Origin of the sequence: Citrobacter sp. CK206, from assembly GCF_030333125.1 — a bacterium.
Lineage (GTDB): Bacteria > Pseudomonadota > Gammaproteobacteria > Enterobacterales > Enterobacteriaceae > Citrobacter_B > Citrobacter_B koseri.
In genome coordinates this window covers 402227-418616 of sequence record NZ_JAOWGM010000030.1, presented here as the reverse complement: position 1 = coordinate 418616, position 16390 = coordinate 402227, and the positions used below count along the sequence as shown (strand labels likewise).

16 protein-coding genes are annotated in these 16390 nt (G+C 53.6%); 5 read left to right on the top strand and 11 right to left on the bottom strand.

What is annotated here, in order from left to right:
• Positions 1-4 precede the first annotated feature (4 nt).
• Positions 5-571: a manganese efflux pump MntP gene (gene mntP, locus OGX81_RS19280; RefSeq protein ID WP_012132050.1), complete on the top strand. Its 567-nt coding sequence runs from the start codon at positions 5-7 to the stop codon at positions 569-571.
• Here mntP and rlmA read toward each other — a convergent pair.
• The 6 genes from rlmA to mgrB form a co-directional block, all read right to left on the bottom strand.
• Positions 568-1377: a 23S rRNA (guanine(745)-N(1))-methyltransferase gene (gene rlmA / locus OGX81_RS19275; RefSeq protein ID WP_049010382.1), complete on the bottom strand. Its 810-nt coding sequence runs from the start codon at positions 1375-1377 to the stop codon at positions 568-570. The two genes, mntP and rlmA, sit on opposite strands and share 4 nt — an antisense overlap.
• 63 nt (positions 1378-1440) lie before the next feature.
• Positions 1441-3186, bottom strand: coding sequence for a peptidoglycan DD-transpeptidase FtsI2/PBP3(PARA) (ftsI2, locus tag OGX81_RS19270; protein WP_104868551.1), 1746 nt, complete (start codon positions 3184-3186; stop codon positions 1441-1443).
• Between the two features lie 219 nt (positions 3187-3405).
• Positions 3406-3615 (bottom strand): transcription antiterminator/RNA stability regulator CspE, encoded by a 210-nt coding sequence (cspE, locus tag OGX81_RS19265; protein WP_001062678.1) that lies wholly within the window; start codon positions 3613-3615, stop codon positions 3406-3408.
• A gap of 12 nt (positions 3616-3627) precedes the next feature.
• Complete coding sequence (locus tag OGX81_RS19260; protein WP_001537930.1) at positions 3628-3771, bottom strand: DUF2627 domain-containing protein; 144 nt, start codon at positions 3769-3771, stop codon at positions 3628-3630.
• A 663-nt stretch (positions 3772-4434) separates the two neighbouring features.
• Positions 4435-4722, bottom strand: a complete 288-nt coding sequence (locus OGX81_RS19255) for a YebO family protein (RefSeq protein ID WP_012132046.1) — start codon at positions 4720-4722, stop codon at positions 4435-4437.
• A 74-nt stretch (positions 4723-4796) separates the two neighbouring features.
• Positions 4797-4940, bottom strand: a complete 144-nt coding sequence (mgrB, locus tag OGX81_RS19250) for a PhoP/PhoQ regulatory lipoprotein MgrB (RefSeq protein WP_024130265.1) — start codon at positions 4938-4940, stop codon at positions 4797-4799.
• A gap of 158 nt (positions 4941-5098) precedes the next feature.
• Between mgrB and OGX81_RS19245 the strand changes: the two genes are divergently transcribed.
• Positions 5099-5338: a YobH family protein gene (locus OGX81_RS19245; protein WP_024130264.1), complete on the top strand. Its 240-nt coding sequence runs from the start codon at positions 5099-5101 to the stop codon at positions 5336-5338.
• Positions 5339-5508: 170 nt separating this feature from the next.
• Here OGX81_RS19245 and kdgR read toward each other — a convergent pair whose 3' ends face one another.
• Positions 5509-6300 carry a DNA-binding transcriptional regulator KdgR gene (gene kdgR, locus OGX81_RS19240; protein WP_012132042.1) on the bottom strand — a complete coding sequence of 264 codons (792 nt, stop codon included), beginning with the start codon at positions 6298-6300 and terminating at the stop codon, positions 5509-5511.
• A gap of 177 nt (positions 6301-6477) precedes the next feature.
• Here kdgR and OGX81_RS19235 point away from each other — a divergent pair, with 177 nt between their 5' ends.
• Positions 6478-7851 (top strand): MFS transporter, encoded by a 1374-nt coding sequence (locus OGX81_RS19235; RefSeq protein WP_047463223.1) that lies wholly within the window; start codon positions 6478-6480, stop codon positions 7849-7851.
• Positions 7852-7901: 50 nt separating this feature from the next.
• Here OGX81_RS19235 and htpX read toward each other — a convergent pair whose 3' ends face one another.
• The 4 genes from htpX to msrC form a co-directional block, all read right to left on the bottom strand.
• The gene (htpX, locus tag OGX81_RS19230) at positions 7902-8783 is read right to left on the bottom strand and encodes a protease HtpX (protein WP_104868550.1); all 882 of its coding nucleotides are present in this window, start codon (positions 8781-8783) and stop codon (positions 7902-7904) included.
• A gap of 191 nt (positions 8784-8974) precedes the next feature.
• Positions 8975-11023, bottom strand: coding sequence for a carboxy terminal-processing peptidase (gene prc / locus OGX81_RS19225; protein ID WP_012132038.1), 2049 nt, complete (start codon positions 11021-11023; stop codon positions 8975-8977).
• Between the two features lie 19 nt (positions 11024-11042).
• Positions 11043-11729, bottom strand: a complete 687-nt coding sequence (gene proQ, locus OGX81_RS19220; protein WP_012132037.1) for an RNA chaperone ProQ — start codon at positions 11727-11729, stop codon at positions 11043-11045.
• Positions 11730-11826: 97 nt separating this feature from the next.
• Positions 11827-12324, bottom strand: coding sequence for a free L-methionine (R)-S-oxide reductase MsrC (gene msrC / locus OGX81_RS19215; RefSeq protein WP_012132036.1), 498 nt, complete (start codon positions 12322-12324; stop codon positions 11827-11829).
• A gap of 129 nt (positions 12325-12453) precedes the next feature.
• Between msrC and yebS the strand changes: the two genes are divergently transcribed.
• Both yebS and OGX81_RS19205 read left to right on the top strand, forming a co-directional pair.
• Positions 12454-13737 (top strand): membrane integrity lipid transport subunit YebS, encoded by a 1284-nt coding sequence (gene yebS / locus OGX81_RS19210; RefSeq protein ID WP_024130263.1) that lies wholly within the window; start codon positions 12454-12456, stop codon positions 13735-13737.
• Positions 13706-16339 carry a PqiB family protein gene (locus tag OGX81_RS19205; RefSeq protein ID WP_286487632.1) on the top strand — a complete coding sequence of 878 codons (2634 nt, stop codon included), beginning with the start codon at positions 13706-13708 and terminating at the stop codon, positions 16337-16339. Before yebS ends, OGX81_RS19205 begins: the two co-directional genes overlap by 32 nt.
• Positions 16340-16390: the final 51 nt, after the last annotated feature.

Below are 16390 nucleotides of genomic sequence, written 5' to 3'. Positions count from 1 at the left end.
TGTTATGAATATCACCGCAACTGTTCTTCTCGCTTTCGGCATGTCAATGGATGCTTTCGCGGCATCGATTGGTAAAGGCGCCACGCTACACAAACCTAAATTCTCCGAAGCCCTGCGCACCGGCCTTATTTTCGGCGCGGTTGAAACGCTCACCCCGCTGATCGGCTGGGGGCTGGGTATGCTGGCCAGTAAATTCGTACTGGAATGGAATCACTGGGTTGCGTTCATCCTGCTGGTGTTTCTGGGGATTCGTATGATTATCGAAGGCGTTCGTGGCGGTAATGACGAAGATGACGAGCCGTTACGCCGCCACAGTTTTTGGCTGCTGGTCACTACCGCTATCGCCACCAGCCTGGATGCGATGGCCGTTGGCGTCGGTCTGGCGTTCTTGCAAGTGAACATTATTGCGACCGCGCTGGCTATCGGCTGTGCCACGTTAATCATGTCCACGCTAGGCATCATGGTGGGGCGCTTTATCGGCCCGCTGCTCGGCAAACGGGCGGAAATTCTTGGCGGGGCTGTACTTATCGGTATCGGCGCCCAGATCCTCTGGACACACTTCCACGGTTAACGCTCGCGTTGCCAGATGTGAAGGCTGAAATCCGTCTGGCAATCAAACTGCTGGCAAGCCGCCAGCCGCTCCCATACGTCAGGTTTTGCACGCCAGGCGAAAGGCGTCATCTGGAGCAACGCAACGGCCTCATTACCACTCAACCGCATCTCATACCCTAACGCCATGCTTTGCTGCAACGTAAACCCTTCAAGCTGCTCAGTATGCGGGGCATGTAAGCGCACTTCATCATAGATCAGCCCTTTTAGCGCCATCAGATGGCGCGGCCCCGGCGTAACGGTAATTACCCACCCCCCCGGTTTTACCACTCGCGCTAACTCTTCAGCCTTACAGGGTGCATAAATCCTGACAATCGCATCCATAGAGGCGTCGGCGAAAGGCAGACGATGGCTTGACGCCACACAAAACGTCACCTGCGGATAACGTTTCGCCGCCGCTTTAATGGCGACTTTCGCGACATCCAGACCAAATGTGGTGCCTGACGCCAGCGTTTCGGCGAAGGCATGCGTGTAATACCCTTCACCGCAGCCGATATCCAGAATCGACGTTGCATTCTCGTCCAGCCGTTCGGCAAGTATCCTGACGATGGCATCGCGCAACGGCTGATAATGCCCGGCATCAAGGAATGCCCGACGCGCCTGCATCATTTCGGCGCTGTCGCCCGGGTCCCGTGACCGTTTATGCTGCACGGGCAACAGGTTGACGTATCCCTCTTTCGCCACATCAAACTGATGCCGTTGTGGGCAGATAAAACTGTTTTTCACCTGCGCAAGTGGCTGATGACAAAGGGGACAAGAAAACGACATGACAACTCCGGCCGGTAATTTTAGGGCGCAAGTGTAACGCGAATTGCGCCCCGGGAAAATAACTTACAGCGAGGGGGACGACAGGCGGTTGCCGTGCATCACTAACAGGTGGTCGGAGTCGGCGGGCATACCGTCCGGTTTAACGTTTTCCAGGCGCAGAACATCGCCCATAATCTGGCTGAACACCGGCGCCGACACCGCGCCGCCATAGTAAGATCCGTTTTGCGGATTGTTAATCACAACCACCAGCGCAAACTGCGGATCGCTGGCCGGAGCCACGCCCGCCGTATAGGCCACGTATTTATCAACATACTTACCGTCATCGCCGATTTTCTTCGCCGTACCGGTTTTTACCGCCACGCGATAATCTCTGACTGCGGCTTTGGTTCCTCCCCCGCCGGGGAGCGCGACGCTCTCCATCATATGCTCAACCTGATGCACCAGTTCGGCGGGCATCACACGCGTCCCCACAACGGGCGGATCGATACGCGTAATGGAAAGCGGTCGGTAGATACCAAAACTGCCGATGGTGGCATATACGTGCGCCAGCTGGAGCGGCGTCACCATCAGACCATACCCGAAGGCAAACGTCGCCCGATCCAGATCGCTCCAGTAACGACGCTGCGGCAGTAAGCCGCTGCTCTCCCCGGTGAGTCCCAGTCCCGTAGACTGCCCAAAGCCAAAGCCTTTATACGTATCCAGCAGTCGTTGAACCGGCATAGCGAGCGAGAGACGCGACACGCCGGTATCACTCGATTTTTGCAGGATTCCGGTCAAACTCAGCTCCGGGTAATACCCCACGTCACGAATCCGGTGGCCGTCAAGATTAAACGGATGCGTATCAATCACGCTGTCGGGCTGGACAATGCCCTGCTGAAGCGCCGTCATGATCACCAGCGGCTTGACCGTAGAACCCGGTTCAAAGGTATCGCTGATGGCACGGTTGCGAAAATCATCCAGCACGGCGCCTTCCCGGTTATTCGGATTAAAGTCCGGGAAGCTCGCCATCGACAAAATTTCCCCCGTCGCGATGTTGACCAGTACCGCCGCGCCGGACTCCGCTTTGTTCCAGGTGACGGCGTTATCCAGCGCATCCTCCGTCACAGTCTGTAGACGTTCATCAATACTGAGCTGAAGCTCATGCGCCGGCACAGGATTTGTTTCGGTTATGTTCTCGATGACATGACCAAACTTATCTTTGCGAACAAGGCGGGAACCAGGTTTCCCCGTCAGTTGGGCATTAAAACTTTTCTCAATCCCCTCAATCCCCTGCCCGTCAATGTTGGTAAAGCCAATCAGGTTAGCCGCCACATGCCCTGCCGGATAAAAACGCCGGGACTCTTCACGCAGGTTAATGCCAGGAAGATTGAGCTTATCGATCCATTCGGCCTGCTGCGGCGAAATCTGGCGCGCCAGATAGATAAACCGCCCGGCAGGATTGCTGTTTACCCGCTCAGCCAGCGTAGTCAGTGAAAGATGCAGCGTCTGCGCCAGCGCCTGCCAGCGTTGGTTATACCCCACGCCGCCTTTACTGACGATCGTCTTCGGGTCGGCCCAGACCGCATTGACCGGCACGCTAACGGCTAACGGACGCCCTTCTCTGTCGGTAATCATGCCGCGTGGCGACGCCGTGGTGACCTCACGTAACGAACGCCTGTCCTCTTGTTTAACCAGATTTGTCGGCGTGATGATCTGTAACCACGCCACGCGTCCCAGCAATAACCCCATGCTCAGCAAAATCGCCACGCACAGCAGAACAAAACGGATGGGAGCAAAATTACGCACGGCGCCGTCGCTTTTCTTTTTCACCTGGTCTCCAGCAAGGTCGTTTTTCAGGTGATTGATTTAACGGGAATTGACGAGGGAAAGCGGGAAAAACAATGCTACGAACATCGCGGCTTTGCAACAAAGCGCTAACAGGAGTGTATTCAGAAATATTTTGAAGGAACCTGAATTAAAAAGCCCCGCACTGGCGAGGCTTTATATCTGAGGTTGATGCGCCTTGGCGCTTCAAATCAGTGGTGTCGATCAGATAGCTGTTACGTTAACAGCAGCCGGACCTTTCTGGCCGTCCTGAATTTCGAACTCAACGTTCTGGCCTTCAGCCAGGGTTTTGAAGCCGTTACCCTGGATAGCGGAGAAGTGTACGAACACATCTTTGCTGCCATCAGCCGGAGTAATGAAGCCAAAACCTTTAGACTCGTTGAACCACTTAACTTGACCTTTAATCTTTGCCATTTGCAAAATTCCTTAGAGTGTTTTCTTCGCCCGCAGGCATAACATAGATAAAACTGAGACATTACTGCTTGAGGCACTAATATAAGGTTCGGCAGAGAAGCGGTATTCAACGTCAACGTGTTTACTCAGGACTTCTTTACTGAAAATGCCACACATAAACAGAACTGTACCTCGTTTAACCCAAAACGTGTTATCACATACAACGTTAATTATGGCAAGCCATTTTTAAACGTGTCTCGATCAGTCGCACAAATCCAGAGAGATATCAAAGATCAACTGCACAGTTATGCGGCACAGTTCCCGACGATATATTCTCGCTTCTCCAGGCGCCTTTCGACAGGCTTACGCCCGTACAGCGGCTTTTCTACCATAGCTCAATAACTTCGGTTGTTCCAGGTCATGCGTTGATCTTATCGATACGGTAAACAGATATCACTTTTTATGCTTTGTAATGCATAAATTGTCACAACGCAAAAAAACCAATATTGTTTAAAAATGCGAAGTATTCGACCATTTTTCATCCGTTTCACTGATAGCCAATACGTGCTTTGGTTGTGCACCAAAATAATGAAAGAATGATGACAACGCACAAAAAAAGTGAGAGAAACGTTTCGCTATTAATAAAAACGATCGCTATCACAAAAGCGACATAATCACATTATTAGCGTATGGATAAATATATTTAAGGAGAGATTAAGTTAAAGCATTAAATGATCAATGAAATAACAGACCTGGTATACACAGGGTTACATTAATGAAAACAGGATGGGCCTGCCTGAAGGAATGGCTGGCAGACGCGCATCCTGTCTCTGCTTGTCGTTACCGTTCAGCGACCAGACGGATGATATCGTCATCCTCTTCCTGAGGTTTCGCTTCAGACTCGGCCTCAGCGACTTTTTCAGGCTCGTTAGCTTCGCACAGACGGCGTAGCAAGGCATTTTGCCGCTTTTGCTGATCCAGCAGCGCTTCAAGCAGCTCAATCTGCTCATTTGTTCTTGAACTTGCCCGGTTCACAAAAAACCACAGGACCAGCCCGACAATCAGAACCACCACCGATACAATCAAAGACGTAAAAGTCAGTACGCCAGAATTCAGAACTTCGTTCATGTTACCACCTCAATGTAGACGCCGTATTTTACCACTGCTACACGGGAAGGTAATCAACTGTTGTAAAAATGCTATCACCAGGGGATAAATTTATTGATGGCACAAATTCCGTTGAAAAATTGTACATCCTGATCGCACATTATGTTGAACACCTGCGCCCACAGCAGCAGACATACCAACGCAACAATAATCAGGATTACCCACCGAAACTTTTTCACTCCGCTCTCCGCATCCACATCTTATGCCATCAAATTACCACGCGTTATCTAAACCGGAACTAACTGGAGCGACATTATATACTTTTAGGAATGATACACTTGTTTCAGTGGGCGTTCAGGCTACCCTTATTCTAACCAAAAAAAGAAAAGAGGTAGTAATGCGTTTGATCATTCGCGCGATTGTTTTGATTGCTCTGGTATGGATTGGTTTATTGCTCAGTGGCTATGGGGTTCTGATTGGCAGCAAGGAGAACGCCGCCGGTCTGGGTCTGCAATGTCAATATCTGACCGCTCGCGGCACCAGTACAGCGCAATATGTCCATACTGACAGTGGCATCATTGGTCTGTCAGACTGTCCTGTATTCAGAAAAAGCGCCGTGGTGGTCGATAACGGCTAATCTGGCATCACATCCATTCATCTGCATAAATATCAGGCATAACGTGGTTATGCCTTTTTAATGCGTTTTCTGGCGGGAGAAACCACTCTCCTGCCCCCTTTCAGGGCAATAAAAAAGCCAGCAGGTATCTTCTACCGGCTGGCTTCTGAACGGCTCAGGGCGCGCTCACCTCAGAATGGATAGTCGTTGTAACCCATCTGCTCAGAGATTTTACGCGCTGCCGTGTGCAGCATAGCGACATACTCATGCAGACGTTCTTCGGAGAAACGCAGCGTCGGGAACGAAATGCTCAGACCGGCGATCACCACGCCAAAACGGTCGAACACCGGCACGCCAATGCAGCGCAGGCCTTCTTCCTGCTCTTCGTTATCTTCGCCGTACCCTTGCTCGCGCACCTGATCCAGCATCGGCAGTAACGCCTCGGTGCTGGTAATCGTGCGCGCGGTGCTACGTTTGTACTCCACGCCATCCAGTATCTGTTTGACTTCATCGCGGTCGCGCCATGCCAGCAGCACTTTACCGATTGCGGTGCTGTACAGCGGGTTACGGCGGCCAATGCGGGAATACATGCGCAAATTGTACATGGAGTCGATTTTATGAATGTAGACAATGCTGTCTTCATCCAGCGCACCGAGGTGAATTGTCTCTTTGGTCAGACGGGAAATTTCACGCATCTGAATATCAGCGCTACGGATCAGATCAACGTTTTGCAACGCACGGGCGCCCAGCTCAAACAATTTCAGGGTCAGCGAATATTTTTCAGATTCACCTTCCTGCGCGACATAACCCAGCGTTTTCATCGTTTGTAAAAAGCGATAAACGGTGCTTTTTGACATCATGACACGTTGCGACAGCTCGGTGATCCCTATTTCGCGCTCTTCACCCAGCGCTTGCAGAATGCCAAAAACCTTCAGCACAGAAGAAACAGAATCAGGTTGTTTATCCAGATCTGCGATAGCCATTTATCACCTCATTGCGAGTGTTTTATAAAAATCAGAACCGGTTTTTATTATAATTTCACGTCATGGCGGTCGCAATCCATCTTTGCTTACTTAGTTACAAATCTGCGACATAACCCCGCGATATCAATGCTAAAATCATTACTCTGATCATAATCCCCCGAAAGATATTGACTCTCTATGGACAAAATCCAGGCCGATGGCCTGCCATTACCCCAGCGTTACGGCGCCATTTTAACCATCATTATTGGTATCTCGATGGCCGTGCTGGATGGCGCAATCGCGAATGTCGCGCTCCCTACCATTGCAACCGATCTCCAGGCGTCCGCCGCCCGATCGATCTGGGTTGTTAACGCCTACCAAATCGCGATCGTGGTTTCTCTCTTATCGCTCTCATTTCTGGGAGACATGTTCGGCTATCGACGCATCTATAAATACGGCCTGGTCATTTTCCTGTTTTCGTCACTGTTCTGCGCGCTGTCGGACTCCCTGGAAATGCTGACGCTTGCGCGCGTCGCGCAGGGGTTTGGCGGCGCCGCGCTGATGAGCGTGAACACGGCGCTGATCCGACTTATCTATCCGCAACGCCACCTTGGGCGCGGAATGGGCATCAACTCCTTCATCGTCGCGGTGTCATCGGCTGCGGGGCCGACCATTGCGGCAGCAATCCTGTCGATAGCGTCATGGAAATGGCTGTTCCTGATTAACGTTCCGTTAGGCATTATCGCATTGCTGTTGGCTATGCGTTTCTTACCCCCAAACAGCGCTCGCAGCGCCAAACCGCGCTTCGACTTGCCCAGCGCAGTGATGAACGCCTTAACCTTCGGCTTGCTGATCACCGCTCTCAGCGGATTCGCACAGGGGCAACCTTTAACGCTGATTGGCGCAGAACTGGCGGTTATGCTTGTCGTCGGTTTCTTCTTCATTCGCCGCCAGCTCTCACTACCGGTGCCTTTGTTACCGATTGACTTACTGCGTATTCCGCTCTTTTCTCTGTCGATCTGCACCAGTATTTGCTCTTTCTGCGCGCAGATGCTGGCGATGGTTTCCCTTCCCTTCTATCTGCAAACGGTATTGGGGCGTAGCGAAGTCGAGACCGGGTTATTGCTGACGCCCTGGCCGCTGGCGACAATGGTGATGGCGCCGCTGGCGGGCTATTTAATTGAACGGGTTCATGCCGGGCTGCTGGGCGCGTCAGGACTGATAATTATGGCCACAGGACTTTTTGCGCTGATGCTGCTGCCAGCCTCGCCGTCAGATATCAGTATCATCTGGCCGATGATCCTTTGCGGAGCCGGTTTTGGCTTATTCCAGTCGCCCAATAACCACACGATTATCACCTCCGCGCCACGCGATCGCAGCGGAGGGGCCAGCGGGATGCTGGGCACGGCGCGTCTTCTGGGCCAGAGTACCGGCGCGGCGCTGGTTGCGCTCATGTTGAATCAGTTTGCGGACAACGGTACGCATATTTCCCTGATGACGGCGGGCATCCTGGCGACCGTAGCCGCCATTATCAGCGGTTTGCGCATCACTCAACCCCGCTCCGTAGCGTAAAAAAAAGCGCATCATCTGATGCGCTTTTTTAGAATGCTAGGCATACCGCCTTACTTCAGGTACTCGCCGCTACGCAGCGCTTCAATACGCTTATCCAGCGGCGGGTGAGTCATGAACAACTCGCTCAGTGACTTCGACTTGCCGTTGATGCAGAACGCCATCATGCTGTTGGCTTCCTGCGGCTCATAGCTGGTTTTCAGGCGCTGCAACGCGGCAATCATCTTTTCACGTCCGACAAGCTTCGCAGAACCGGCGTCCGCATGGAATTCACGGTGACGTGAGAACCACATGGTGATAATGCTTGCCAGTATCCCGAACACCAGTTCAAGAACCATCGCCACCGCGAAATAGATCATTGGGTTGCCGTTGCTGCTTTCACCCTCATCACGGTTTCCACCAAGGAAGCCCGCGGCGATCTGCGCGATAATACGCGAGATGAAGATCACAAAGGTGTTCACAACCCCCTGAATCAGCGTCATGGTGACCATATCGCCGTTAGCGATGTGGCTGATCTCATGCGCGATAACGGCTTCGGCTTCATCCGGGCTCATGTTTTGCAGCAAGCCGGTGCTCACCGCAACCAGCGACGCATCACGGCGCGCGCCGGTCGCAAACGCGTTGATATCCGGCGCATGATAGATAGCCACCTGCGGCATAGCGATTCCGGCCTGACGCGCCTGCGTCGACACCGTGTTCATCAGCCAGCGTTCTCTTTCATTACGCGGTTGCTCAATGACTTCCCCACCCACGGACTTTAACGCCATCCATTTGGACATCAGCAGCGAAATGAAGGAACCACCAAAACCAAACAGCAGCGCCATAATCAGCAAGCCTTGTACGCTGCTTGACTGTATCCCTGTCAGGCTCAGCACCAGCCCGAAAACGACCATCACGGCCAGGTTCGTCAGCAGGAAGAGCGCGATTCGCATCATAATTTTCTTTTAACCTCAACTTAACAAAACGCACTATGCGATACCCACATCGTATGGGTCTTGTGGCTATTTTCAAGCATCTGCGGGCTGTAAGTCACCAGAAAGACACAACTTTACATTTTGTTGCATAAGACTGACGGCTTAATGCGCTTGTTAAAAAAACAGGCACAATTTCTTGTGCCTGCTTGACGCTATTTGCTGGTTGCGGGTTGCTCCGCGGGCTTCTCTTTCTCAAGATGCGCCAGATCCAGCGCTATCCGTACCGTTTCATCCAGATACGGATCCGGCTCTTTATAATCCTTCGGCAGATCGTCCAGTTTCTTCAGAAGCGGCTTGCCTTCACGTTTAAACCGATCGTTGATACGCGCCAGACGCAGAGCATCGTCTTCGTTATTCTCTTTTTCGCGCTGGGCGAAATTGAGAGAGGCGATATTGCGCTTATCTTTCATCGCGTTAAAACGGGCAATGTCCTTCAGGATGTACTGGAACTCAGGATCGTTCGCGATGCGCGCGTTATGCTCTTTCAGCAGTTCCGGGCCAAACGGCGTTAAATCATCTGACTTCACGTACGTTGCCGCATCAATGCTGTCCCACGGCAAGGCGTTGTCTTCAAACTTCTCGCCGGTTTCCGTCTCTTCATTCCCCGTCGGCATGACGATATCCGGCGTGACGCCTTTACGCTGCGTGCTGCCGCCGTTAACACGGTAGAATTTCTGAATGGTGTACTGCACGGAGCCCAGCGCAGGCCATTCAGGACGCAGCATCTGATCATAAATACGGTTCAGAGAGCGGTACTGCTGTACGGTGCCTTTACCGAAAGTCGGTTCACCGACAATCAATGCGCGCCCGTAATCCTGCATCGCCGCGGCAAAAATCTCCGACGCGGATGCGCTGAAGCGATCGACCAGTACCACCAGCGGGCCTTTGTAATACACCACGCCATCGGTATCGGCGTCTTCACGCACTTTACCGTTGTTGTCACGAACCTGAACAACCGGGCCAGACGGGATAAACAGACCGGACAGCGAAACCGCTTCGGTCAGCGCGCCGCCGCCGTTGGTGCGCAGATCGATAACAATGCTGCTCACGTTCTGTTTTTCCAGTTTCTGTAGCTGGACTTTGACGTCATCCGTCAGCCCCACATAGAACCCCGGAATATCCAGCACGCCGACTTTCTCTTTACCGACCGTTTTCACCGTCATTTTAACAGCGCGGTCTTCAAGACGAATGCGTTCGCGCGTCAGCGTAATGGTTCGCGTTTTCGTGCCCTTACCGGCAGGCAGAATTTCAAGACGAACTTTGCTGCCTTTTGGCCCTTTGATCAGCGCCACCACGTCATCAAGACGCCAGCCGATCACATCAACCATTCCTTTCCCCGTCTGGCCTACGCCTACAATGCGATCGCCTACGCTTATCGCCTTGCTTTTCGCCGCCGGGCCGCCGGCAACCATCGAGTTGATGACCGTGTAGTCATCGTCCATTTGCAGAACCGCGCCAATACCTTCCAGAGACAGGCTCATTTCAGTATTGAACTGTTCGGTATTTCGCGGAGAAAGGTAGTTGGTATGCGGGTCGATTTCGCGCGCAAATGCGGTCATCGCCAGTGAGAACACGTCTTCACTGTTGGTTTGCGCCAGACGGCGAATCGCAGATTTGTAACGACGCGTCAGCGTTTCGCGAATTTCTTTATCGTTCTTGCCCGTCAGCTTCAGGCTAAGTTCGTCGAATTTCACCTTGCCATCCCACAACGCGTTCAGCTCAGCCTCATTTTTCGGCCAGGGCGCTTTGCTGCGGTCAAGGTTAAACGTGTCGTTACCGGTGAAATCCATCGGGCGTTCCAGCACGCTTAACGCGTACTGATAACGTTCGAAACGGCGTTTTTGCGCCAGGTTATAGAGGTCATAGAAGACATCCAGTTTACCTGTACGCAGCTCATCGCCGAGGACAGTTTTGCTTTTCGCAAACTGCTCCACATCACTCGCCAGCAGCACATTGTGGCTGTAGTCGAGCAGATTAAGATAGCGATCGAAAATCTTTGCCGAAAACGCCTGATCCAGATTGAACTGACGATAGTGGGAACGTGTAAAACGCGAAGTCACGCGCTCACTCACGGTCGCATGCTGCGTTTCTTCCTTCAGAACGGGAATTTGATCGGCGCGCGTAATGTCATCGACGGCGAAGGACTGGCCTGCTATTGCAAGCAAGCCAGCTAACGCGGTAAGCCTAAAAAAAGTGTTCATGCCAGGCCTGGCCTCCGTTTCAGAACACCAGGTGTTCTGCGCGTACAATCAAAGACATACCCGAATTCAGCTGCACACGGACGCCATCTTTGGTGACTTCTAATACGGTGGCATCCATCGCATTGTTGCCTGCTTTCACCTTCAGTGACTGCCCTACCGTCAGCGCTGAAATATCAGACACCGGGGTATGCTGTTCTTCGCGTGGTGCGCGTGGTGCTTTAGCCGCCGGTTTTTCAGCGCGAGGAGTACGCGGAGTCGTCTCTTTACGACGTGGCGCAGGACGCGGTTTACGCTCACGGCGCGGAGCGTCTTCTTTTTCGCCTGCCGCAGCGGCAGCTTCGCGTTTTTTCGCCTGCTGTTCCGCACGTTGCGCCTGGACGCGTGCTTTCGCTTCTTCAAGCTGCTTACGCGCATGTTCAACGTGCTGCTCATCCAGCTCACCGCAAGGGTTGCCGTCGAGATCGACACGCGTTGCGCCCGGCTTAACGCCGTACAGGTAACGCCAGCTTGAAGTATAAAGACGTAAAGCGGAACGAAGTTGTGTCTTGCTGAGGTTCATTTCGCCCTCAACACGCTCTACCAGATCCTGAAAAATGCCAATTTTCAGCGGGCGCGCTTCGCCTTCCGCACTAAAACACTGTGGAAAACGTTCGGCCAGAAACGCGATAACTTCTTTACTGCTATTCAACTTAGGTTGATTTTCCATGAAATTTCCTGATTACAACGGACGTAGCCAACAAGCCGCAGGCATGAACAGGCGTCATTATAATGACGCCATCAGTAATTGCTACGTTATCCGTTGATTATCCTGCAACGGTCGCAAAGAATTTTTTGTAATCCGTCGTTGCAAGCACGGTTTCAAGCCGCGCGACAAGCTCACGCAGGCCTTGCTCATCCTCTTCGGTAAAGCGGCCAAATACCGTGCTATCAATGTCCAGCACGCCGATTATCTGATTGTCTACCGTCAGAGGCAGCACAATTTCAGCATTGCTGGCGCTATCGCAGGCGATGTGTCCGTCAAACGCATGAACGTCCTCGATGCGCTGCACCTGGTTCTGCGCGACCGCCGTACCACAGACGCCGCGTCCAACCGGGATCCGCACACAGGCGAGTTTCCCCTGGAACGGCCCCAGCACCAGCGTGTCGTTTTCCAGCAGATAGAACCCCGCCCAGTTGACGCCCGAAAGGCGCTCAAACAGCAGCGCGCTGGTATTTGCCAGGGTAGCGAGAAAACTGGTTTCACCTGCCATTACTGCCTGAAAGTCGCGGTTAAGATCCGCGTATAGCTCTGTTTTGCTCATTATATAGTCACTTAGTTGTCTTACTCTAAAACTACAGCCTATTAAAATAAGCATTAAATGCGTTAATGCTCAAGATCATTCCCGTCATGAGTTAAGATTACATTAATCTAACACTTTGATTCACGATACATGGCCCTGAACACCCCGCGACTCACGCCAACAAAGAGAATAACGGTCTGGTCTATCAGTGAAGCGTTGCCCCGCGCCCATTATCAGCGCTGCCCCCAATGCGACATGCTGTTTAGCCTGCCGAAAATGCAATCGCACCAGAGCGCATATTGCCCGCGTTGCCAGGCCAAAATTCGCGATGGACGCGACTGGTCACTGACGCGTCTGGCGGCGCTGGCCGTTACGATGCTGCTGCTGATGCCCTTTGCCTGGGGCGAGCCGCTATTGCGTATCTGGCTGTTAGGGGTGCGTATTGACGCCAATGTGATGCAGGGCATCTGGCAGATGACCAGGCAAGGCGATCCGCTTACGGCCGCCATGGTGCTCTTCTGCGTGGCGGGCGCGCCGTTAATTCTGGTCACCGCCATCGCTTATCTATGGTTCGGTAATATTCTCGGCATGAATCTGCGTCCGGTATTGCTGATGCTGGAGAGGCTCAAAGAGTGGGTGATGCTCGACATTTATCTGGTCGGTATCGGGGTCGCCTCGATCAAAGTGCAGGATTACGCCTTCCTGCAACCCGGCCTGGGGCTTTACGCCTTTGTGGCGCTGGTGATCCTCAGTATTCTGACGCTGTCGCATCTCAATGTGGAGCAACTCTGGGAGCGCTTTTACCCACAACGCCCCGCCCGACGCCCGGACGAAAAACTTCGCGTCTGTCTCGGATGCCACTTCACCGGTTATCCTGACTCACGGGGACGTTGCCCCCGTTGCCATATCCCGCTACGCCTGCGCAGAAATCAGAGCATACAGAAATGCTGGGCGGCGCTGCTGGCCTCTGTCGTCCTGCTGCTGCCCGCAAACCTGATGCCGATATCCATTATTTACGTGAATGGCGGGCGTCAGGAGGACACGATTTTATCGGGCATTATGTCGCTGGCGAACAGCAATATCGCCGTGGCGGCCGTGGTCTTTATCGCCAGTATTCTGGTGCCATTTACCAAAGTTATTGTGATGTTTACACTGCTGCTCAGCATCCATTTCAAATGTGAGCAAGGGCTGCGTACGCGCATCCTGCTGCTGCGGATGGTGACCTGGATCGGCCGTTGGTCCATGCTGGATCTCTTTGTTATTTCGTTAACGATGTCGCTGATTAATCGCGATCAGATACTCGCTTTTACTATGGGACCGGCTGCGTTTTATTTCGGCGCAGCGGTAATATTGACTATTCTTGCAGTGGAATGGCTGGATAGCCGCTTACTTTGGGATGCACATGAGTCAGGAAACGCCTGCTTCGCCGACTGAAGCGCAGATAAAAACAAAACGTCGTATTTCCCCTTTCTGGCTGCTGCCGTTTATCGCATTGATGATCGCAGGCTGGCTGATTTGGGGAAGTTATGAAGATCGCGGCAACACCGTGACGATCGACTTTATGTCGGCGGATGGCATTGTTCCGGGGCGGACGCCTGTGCGCTATCAGGGCGTTGAAGTGGGTACGGTGCAGGACATCAGCCTGAGTAAAGACCTGCGCAAGATAGAAGTGCGCGTCAGCATTAAGTCAAACATGAAAGATGCCTTGCGCGAGGAGACCCAGTTCTGGCTGGTGACGCCAAAAGCGTCGCTGGCGGGCGTTTCGGGTCTGGACGCGCTGGTCGGCGGGAACTATATCGGCATGATGCCCGGCAAAGGAGCCGAGAAAGATCACTTTGTCGCGCTTGATACCCAGCCGAAATACCGTCTGGACAACGGCGACCTGATGATCCATCTTCACGCGCCTGACCTTGGCTCTCTTAACAGCGGGTCGCTGGTCTATTTCCGCAAAATTCCGGTGGGTCGGGTATATGACTATGCCATCAATCCCAACAAACAGGGCGTCACCATTGACGTACTGATTGAGCGTCGCTTCACCAGCCTGGTGAAAAAAGGCAGCCGTTTCTGGAATGTCTCCGGCGTCAATGCGGATGTCAGCCTTAGCGGCGCGAAGGTGAAGCTGGAGAGCCTGGCAGCGCTGGTAAATGGCGCAATCGCGTTTGACTCGCCCGACGATTCGCAGCCTGCAACCGCAGATGACGCATTTGGCCTCTATGAAGATTTAGCCCATAGCCAACGCGGCGTCATCGTCAAACTTGAACTTCCCAGCGGCGACGGCCTGAAAGCCGACTCCACGCCGCTGATGTATCAGGGGCTTGAAGTGGGCGAACTCACCAAATTAACGCTCAACCCCGGCGGGAAAGTCACGGGCGAAATGACGGTTGACCCCAGCGTGGTAACACTCCTGCGTGATAAGACGCGTATTGAGCTGCGCAGTCCAAAGCTGTCGCTGAGCGATGCCAGTATCAGTTCGCTTTTGACCGGCAAAACGTTTGAACTGGTGCCAGGCGAAGGCGAACCGCGCAGTGAATTCGTCGTGGTGCCTGGCGAAGAAGCCCTGCTCCATGAACCAAATGCGCTGACGTTAACCCTGACCGCCCCGGAAAACTACGGTATCGACGCCGGTCAACCGCTGGTTCTGCATGGCGTGCAGGTGGGCCAGGTCATTGAACGTAAGTTATCCAGTAAAGGCGTTGCGTTCACGGTGGCTATCGATCCGCAACATCGCGCCCTGATTCAGGGTGACAGCAAATTTGTCGTCAACAGTCGCGTGGATATCAAAGTCGGTCTCGACGGCGTGGAGTTTCTCGGCGCCAGCGCCAGCGAGTGGGTGAGCGGCGGCATTCGTATTTTGCCCGGCACAAAAGGCGAAATGAAATCCAGCTACCCGCTGTACGCCAATCTGGAAAAGGCCGTGGAAAACAGCCTCAGCGACCTCCCCACGACCACGGTGAGCCTCACTGCTGAAACGCTCCCGGATGTACAAACGGGGTCAGTGGTGCTGTACCGTAAGTTTGAGGTAGGTGAAGTGATCACCGTGCGCCCACGCGCTAACGCCTTTGATATCGATCTGCATATCAAACCGGAATACCGCAACCTGTTAACCAGCAACAGCGTATTCTGGGCGGAAGGCGGGGCGAAGGTACAGCTTAACGGCAGCGGCCTGACCGTGCAGGCCTCTCCCCTGTCGCGTGCGCTGAAAGGCGCTATCAGTTTCGATAACCTGAGCGGCGCAAGCGCCAGCCAGCGTAAAGGCGACAAACGAATACTCTACGCCTCGGAAACTGCCGCCCGCGCGGTGGGTGGGCAAATCACCCTGCACGCCTTTGACGCCGGTAAACTCGCGGCGGGTATGCCGATTCGTTATCTCGGCATCGACATCGGCCAGATCCAGACGCTGGAGCTGATTACCGCGCGCAATGAGGTTCAGGCGAAAGCGGTGCTCTACCCGGAGTATGTCCAGACCTTTGCCCGAAGCGGTACGCGTTTCTCGGTGATCACGCCGCAAATCTCCGCCGCGGGCGTTGAGCATCTCGATACGATTTTGCAGCCCTACATTAACGTGGAGCCCGGACGCGGCAATCCGCGTCGTGATTTCGAATTGCAGGAAGCAACCATTTCCGACTCGCGCTATCTCGATGGTCTGAGCATCGTCGTGGAGGCTCCTGAGGCAGGTTCGCTGAACATCGGCACGCCAGTGCTGTTCAGAGGTATCGAAGTGGGCACGGTAACGGGCATGACGCTGGGTTCGCTGTCTGACCGCGTGATGATTGCCATGCGCATCAGCCAGCGTTATCAGCATCTGGTGCGTAATAACTCCGTCTTCTGGCTGGCCTCCGGCTACAGTCTGGACTTTGGCCTGACCGGCGGCGTGGTGAAAACCGGCACCTTCAATCAATTCATTCGCGGCGGCATCGCGTTTGCAACCCCGCCAGGGACGCCGCTGGCGCCGAAAGCACAGGCGGGTAAACACTTCCTGCTGCTGGAAAGCGAACCGAAAGAGTGGCGCGAATGGGGCACCGCTCTGCCACGTTAACTCCCCCGCTCCGGCGTGCTCGCGCCGGAGCATTTATGCTACACTGCGCGC

Bases quoted from the DNA above. Each gene is read 5' to 3' on its own strand.
- mntP (WP_012132050.1), top strand. From the start codon at position 5: ATGAATATCACCGCAACTGTTCTTCTCGCTTTCGGCATGTCAATGGAT.
- rlmA (WP_049010382.1), bottom strand. From the start codon at position 1,377: ATGTCGTTTTCTTGTCCCCTTTGTCATCAGCCACTTGCGCAGGTGAAA.
- cspE (WP_001062678.1), bottom strand. From the start codon at position 3,615: ATGGCAAAGATTAAAGGTCAAGTTAAGTGGTTCAACGAGTCTAAAGGT.
- OGX81_RS19260 (WP_001537930.1), bottom strand. From the start codon at position 3,771: ATGTGTGGCATTTTCAGTAAAGAAGTCCTGAGTAAACACGTTGACGTT.
- OGX81_RS19255 (WP_012132046.1), bottom strand. From the start codon at position 4,722: ATGAACGAAGTTCTGAATTCTGGCGTACTGACTTTTACGTCTTTGATT.
- OGX81_RS19245 (WP_024130264.1), top strand. From the start codon at position 5,099: ATGCGTTTGATCATTCGCGCGATTGTTTTGATTGCTCTGGTATGGATT.
- kdgR (WP_012132042.1), bottom strand. From the start codon at position 6,300: ATGGCTATCGCAGATCTGGATAAACAACCTGATTCTGTTTCTTCTGTG.
- OGX81_RS19235 (WP_047463223.1), top strand. From the start codon at position 6,478: ATGGACAAAATCCAGGCCGATGGCCTGCCATTACCCCAGCGTTACGGC.
- htpX (WP_104868550.1), bottom strand. From the start codon at position 8,783: ATGATGCGAATCGCGCTCTTCCTGCTGACGAACCTGGCCGTGATGGTC.
- prc (WP_012132038.1), bottom strand. From the start codon at position 11,023: ATGAACACTTTTTTTAGGCTTACCGCGTTAGCTGGCTTGCTTGCAATA.
- proQ (WP_012132037.1), bottom strand. From the start codon at position 11,729: ATGGAAAATCAACCTAAGTTGAATAGCAGTAAAGAAGTTATCGCGTTT.
- msrC (WP_012132036.1), bottom strand. From the start codon at position 12,324: ATGAGCAAAACAGAGCTATACGCGGATCTTAACCGCGACTTTCAGGCA.
- yebS (WP_024130263.1), top strand. From the start codon at position 12,454: ATGGCCCTGAACACCCCGCGACTCACGCCAACAAAGAGAATAACGGTC.
- OGX81_RS19205 (WP_286487632.1), top strand. From the start codon at position 13,706: ATGAGTCAGGAAACGCCTGCTTCGCCGACTGAAGCGCAGATAAAAACA.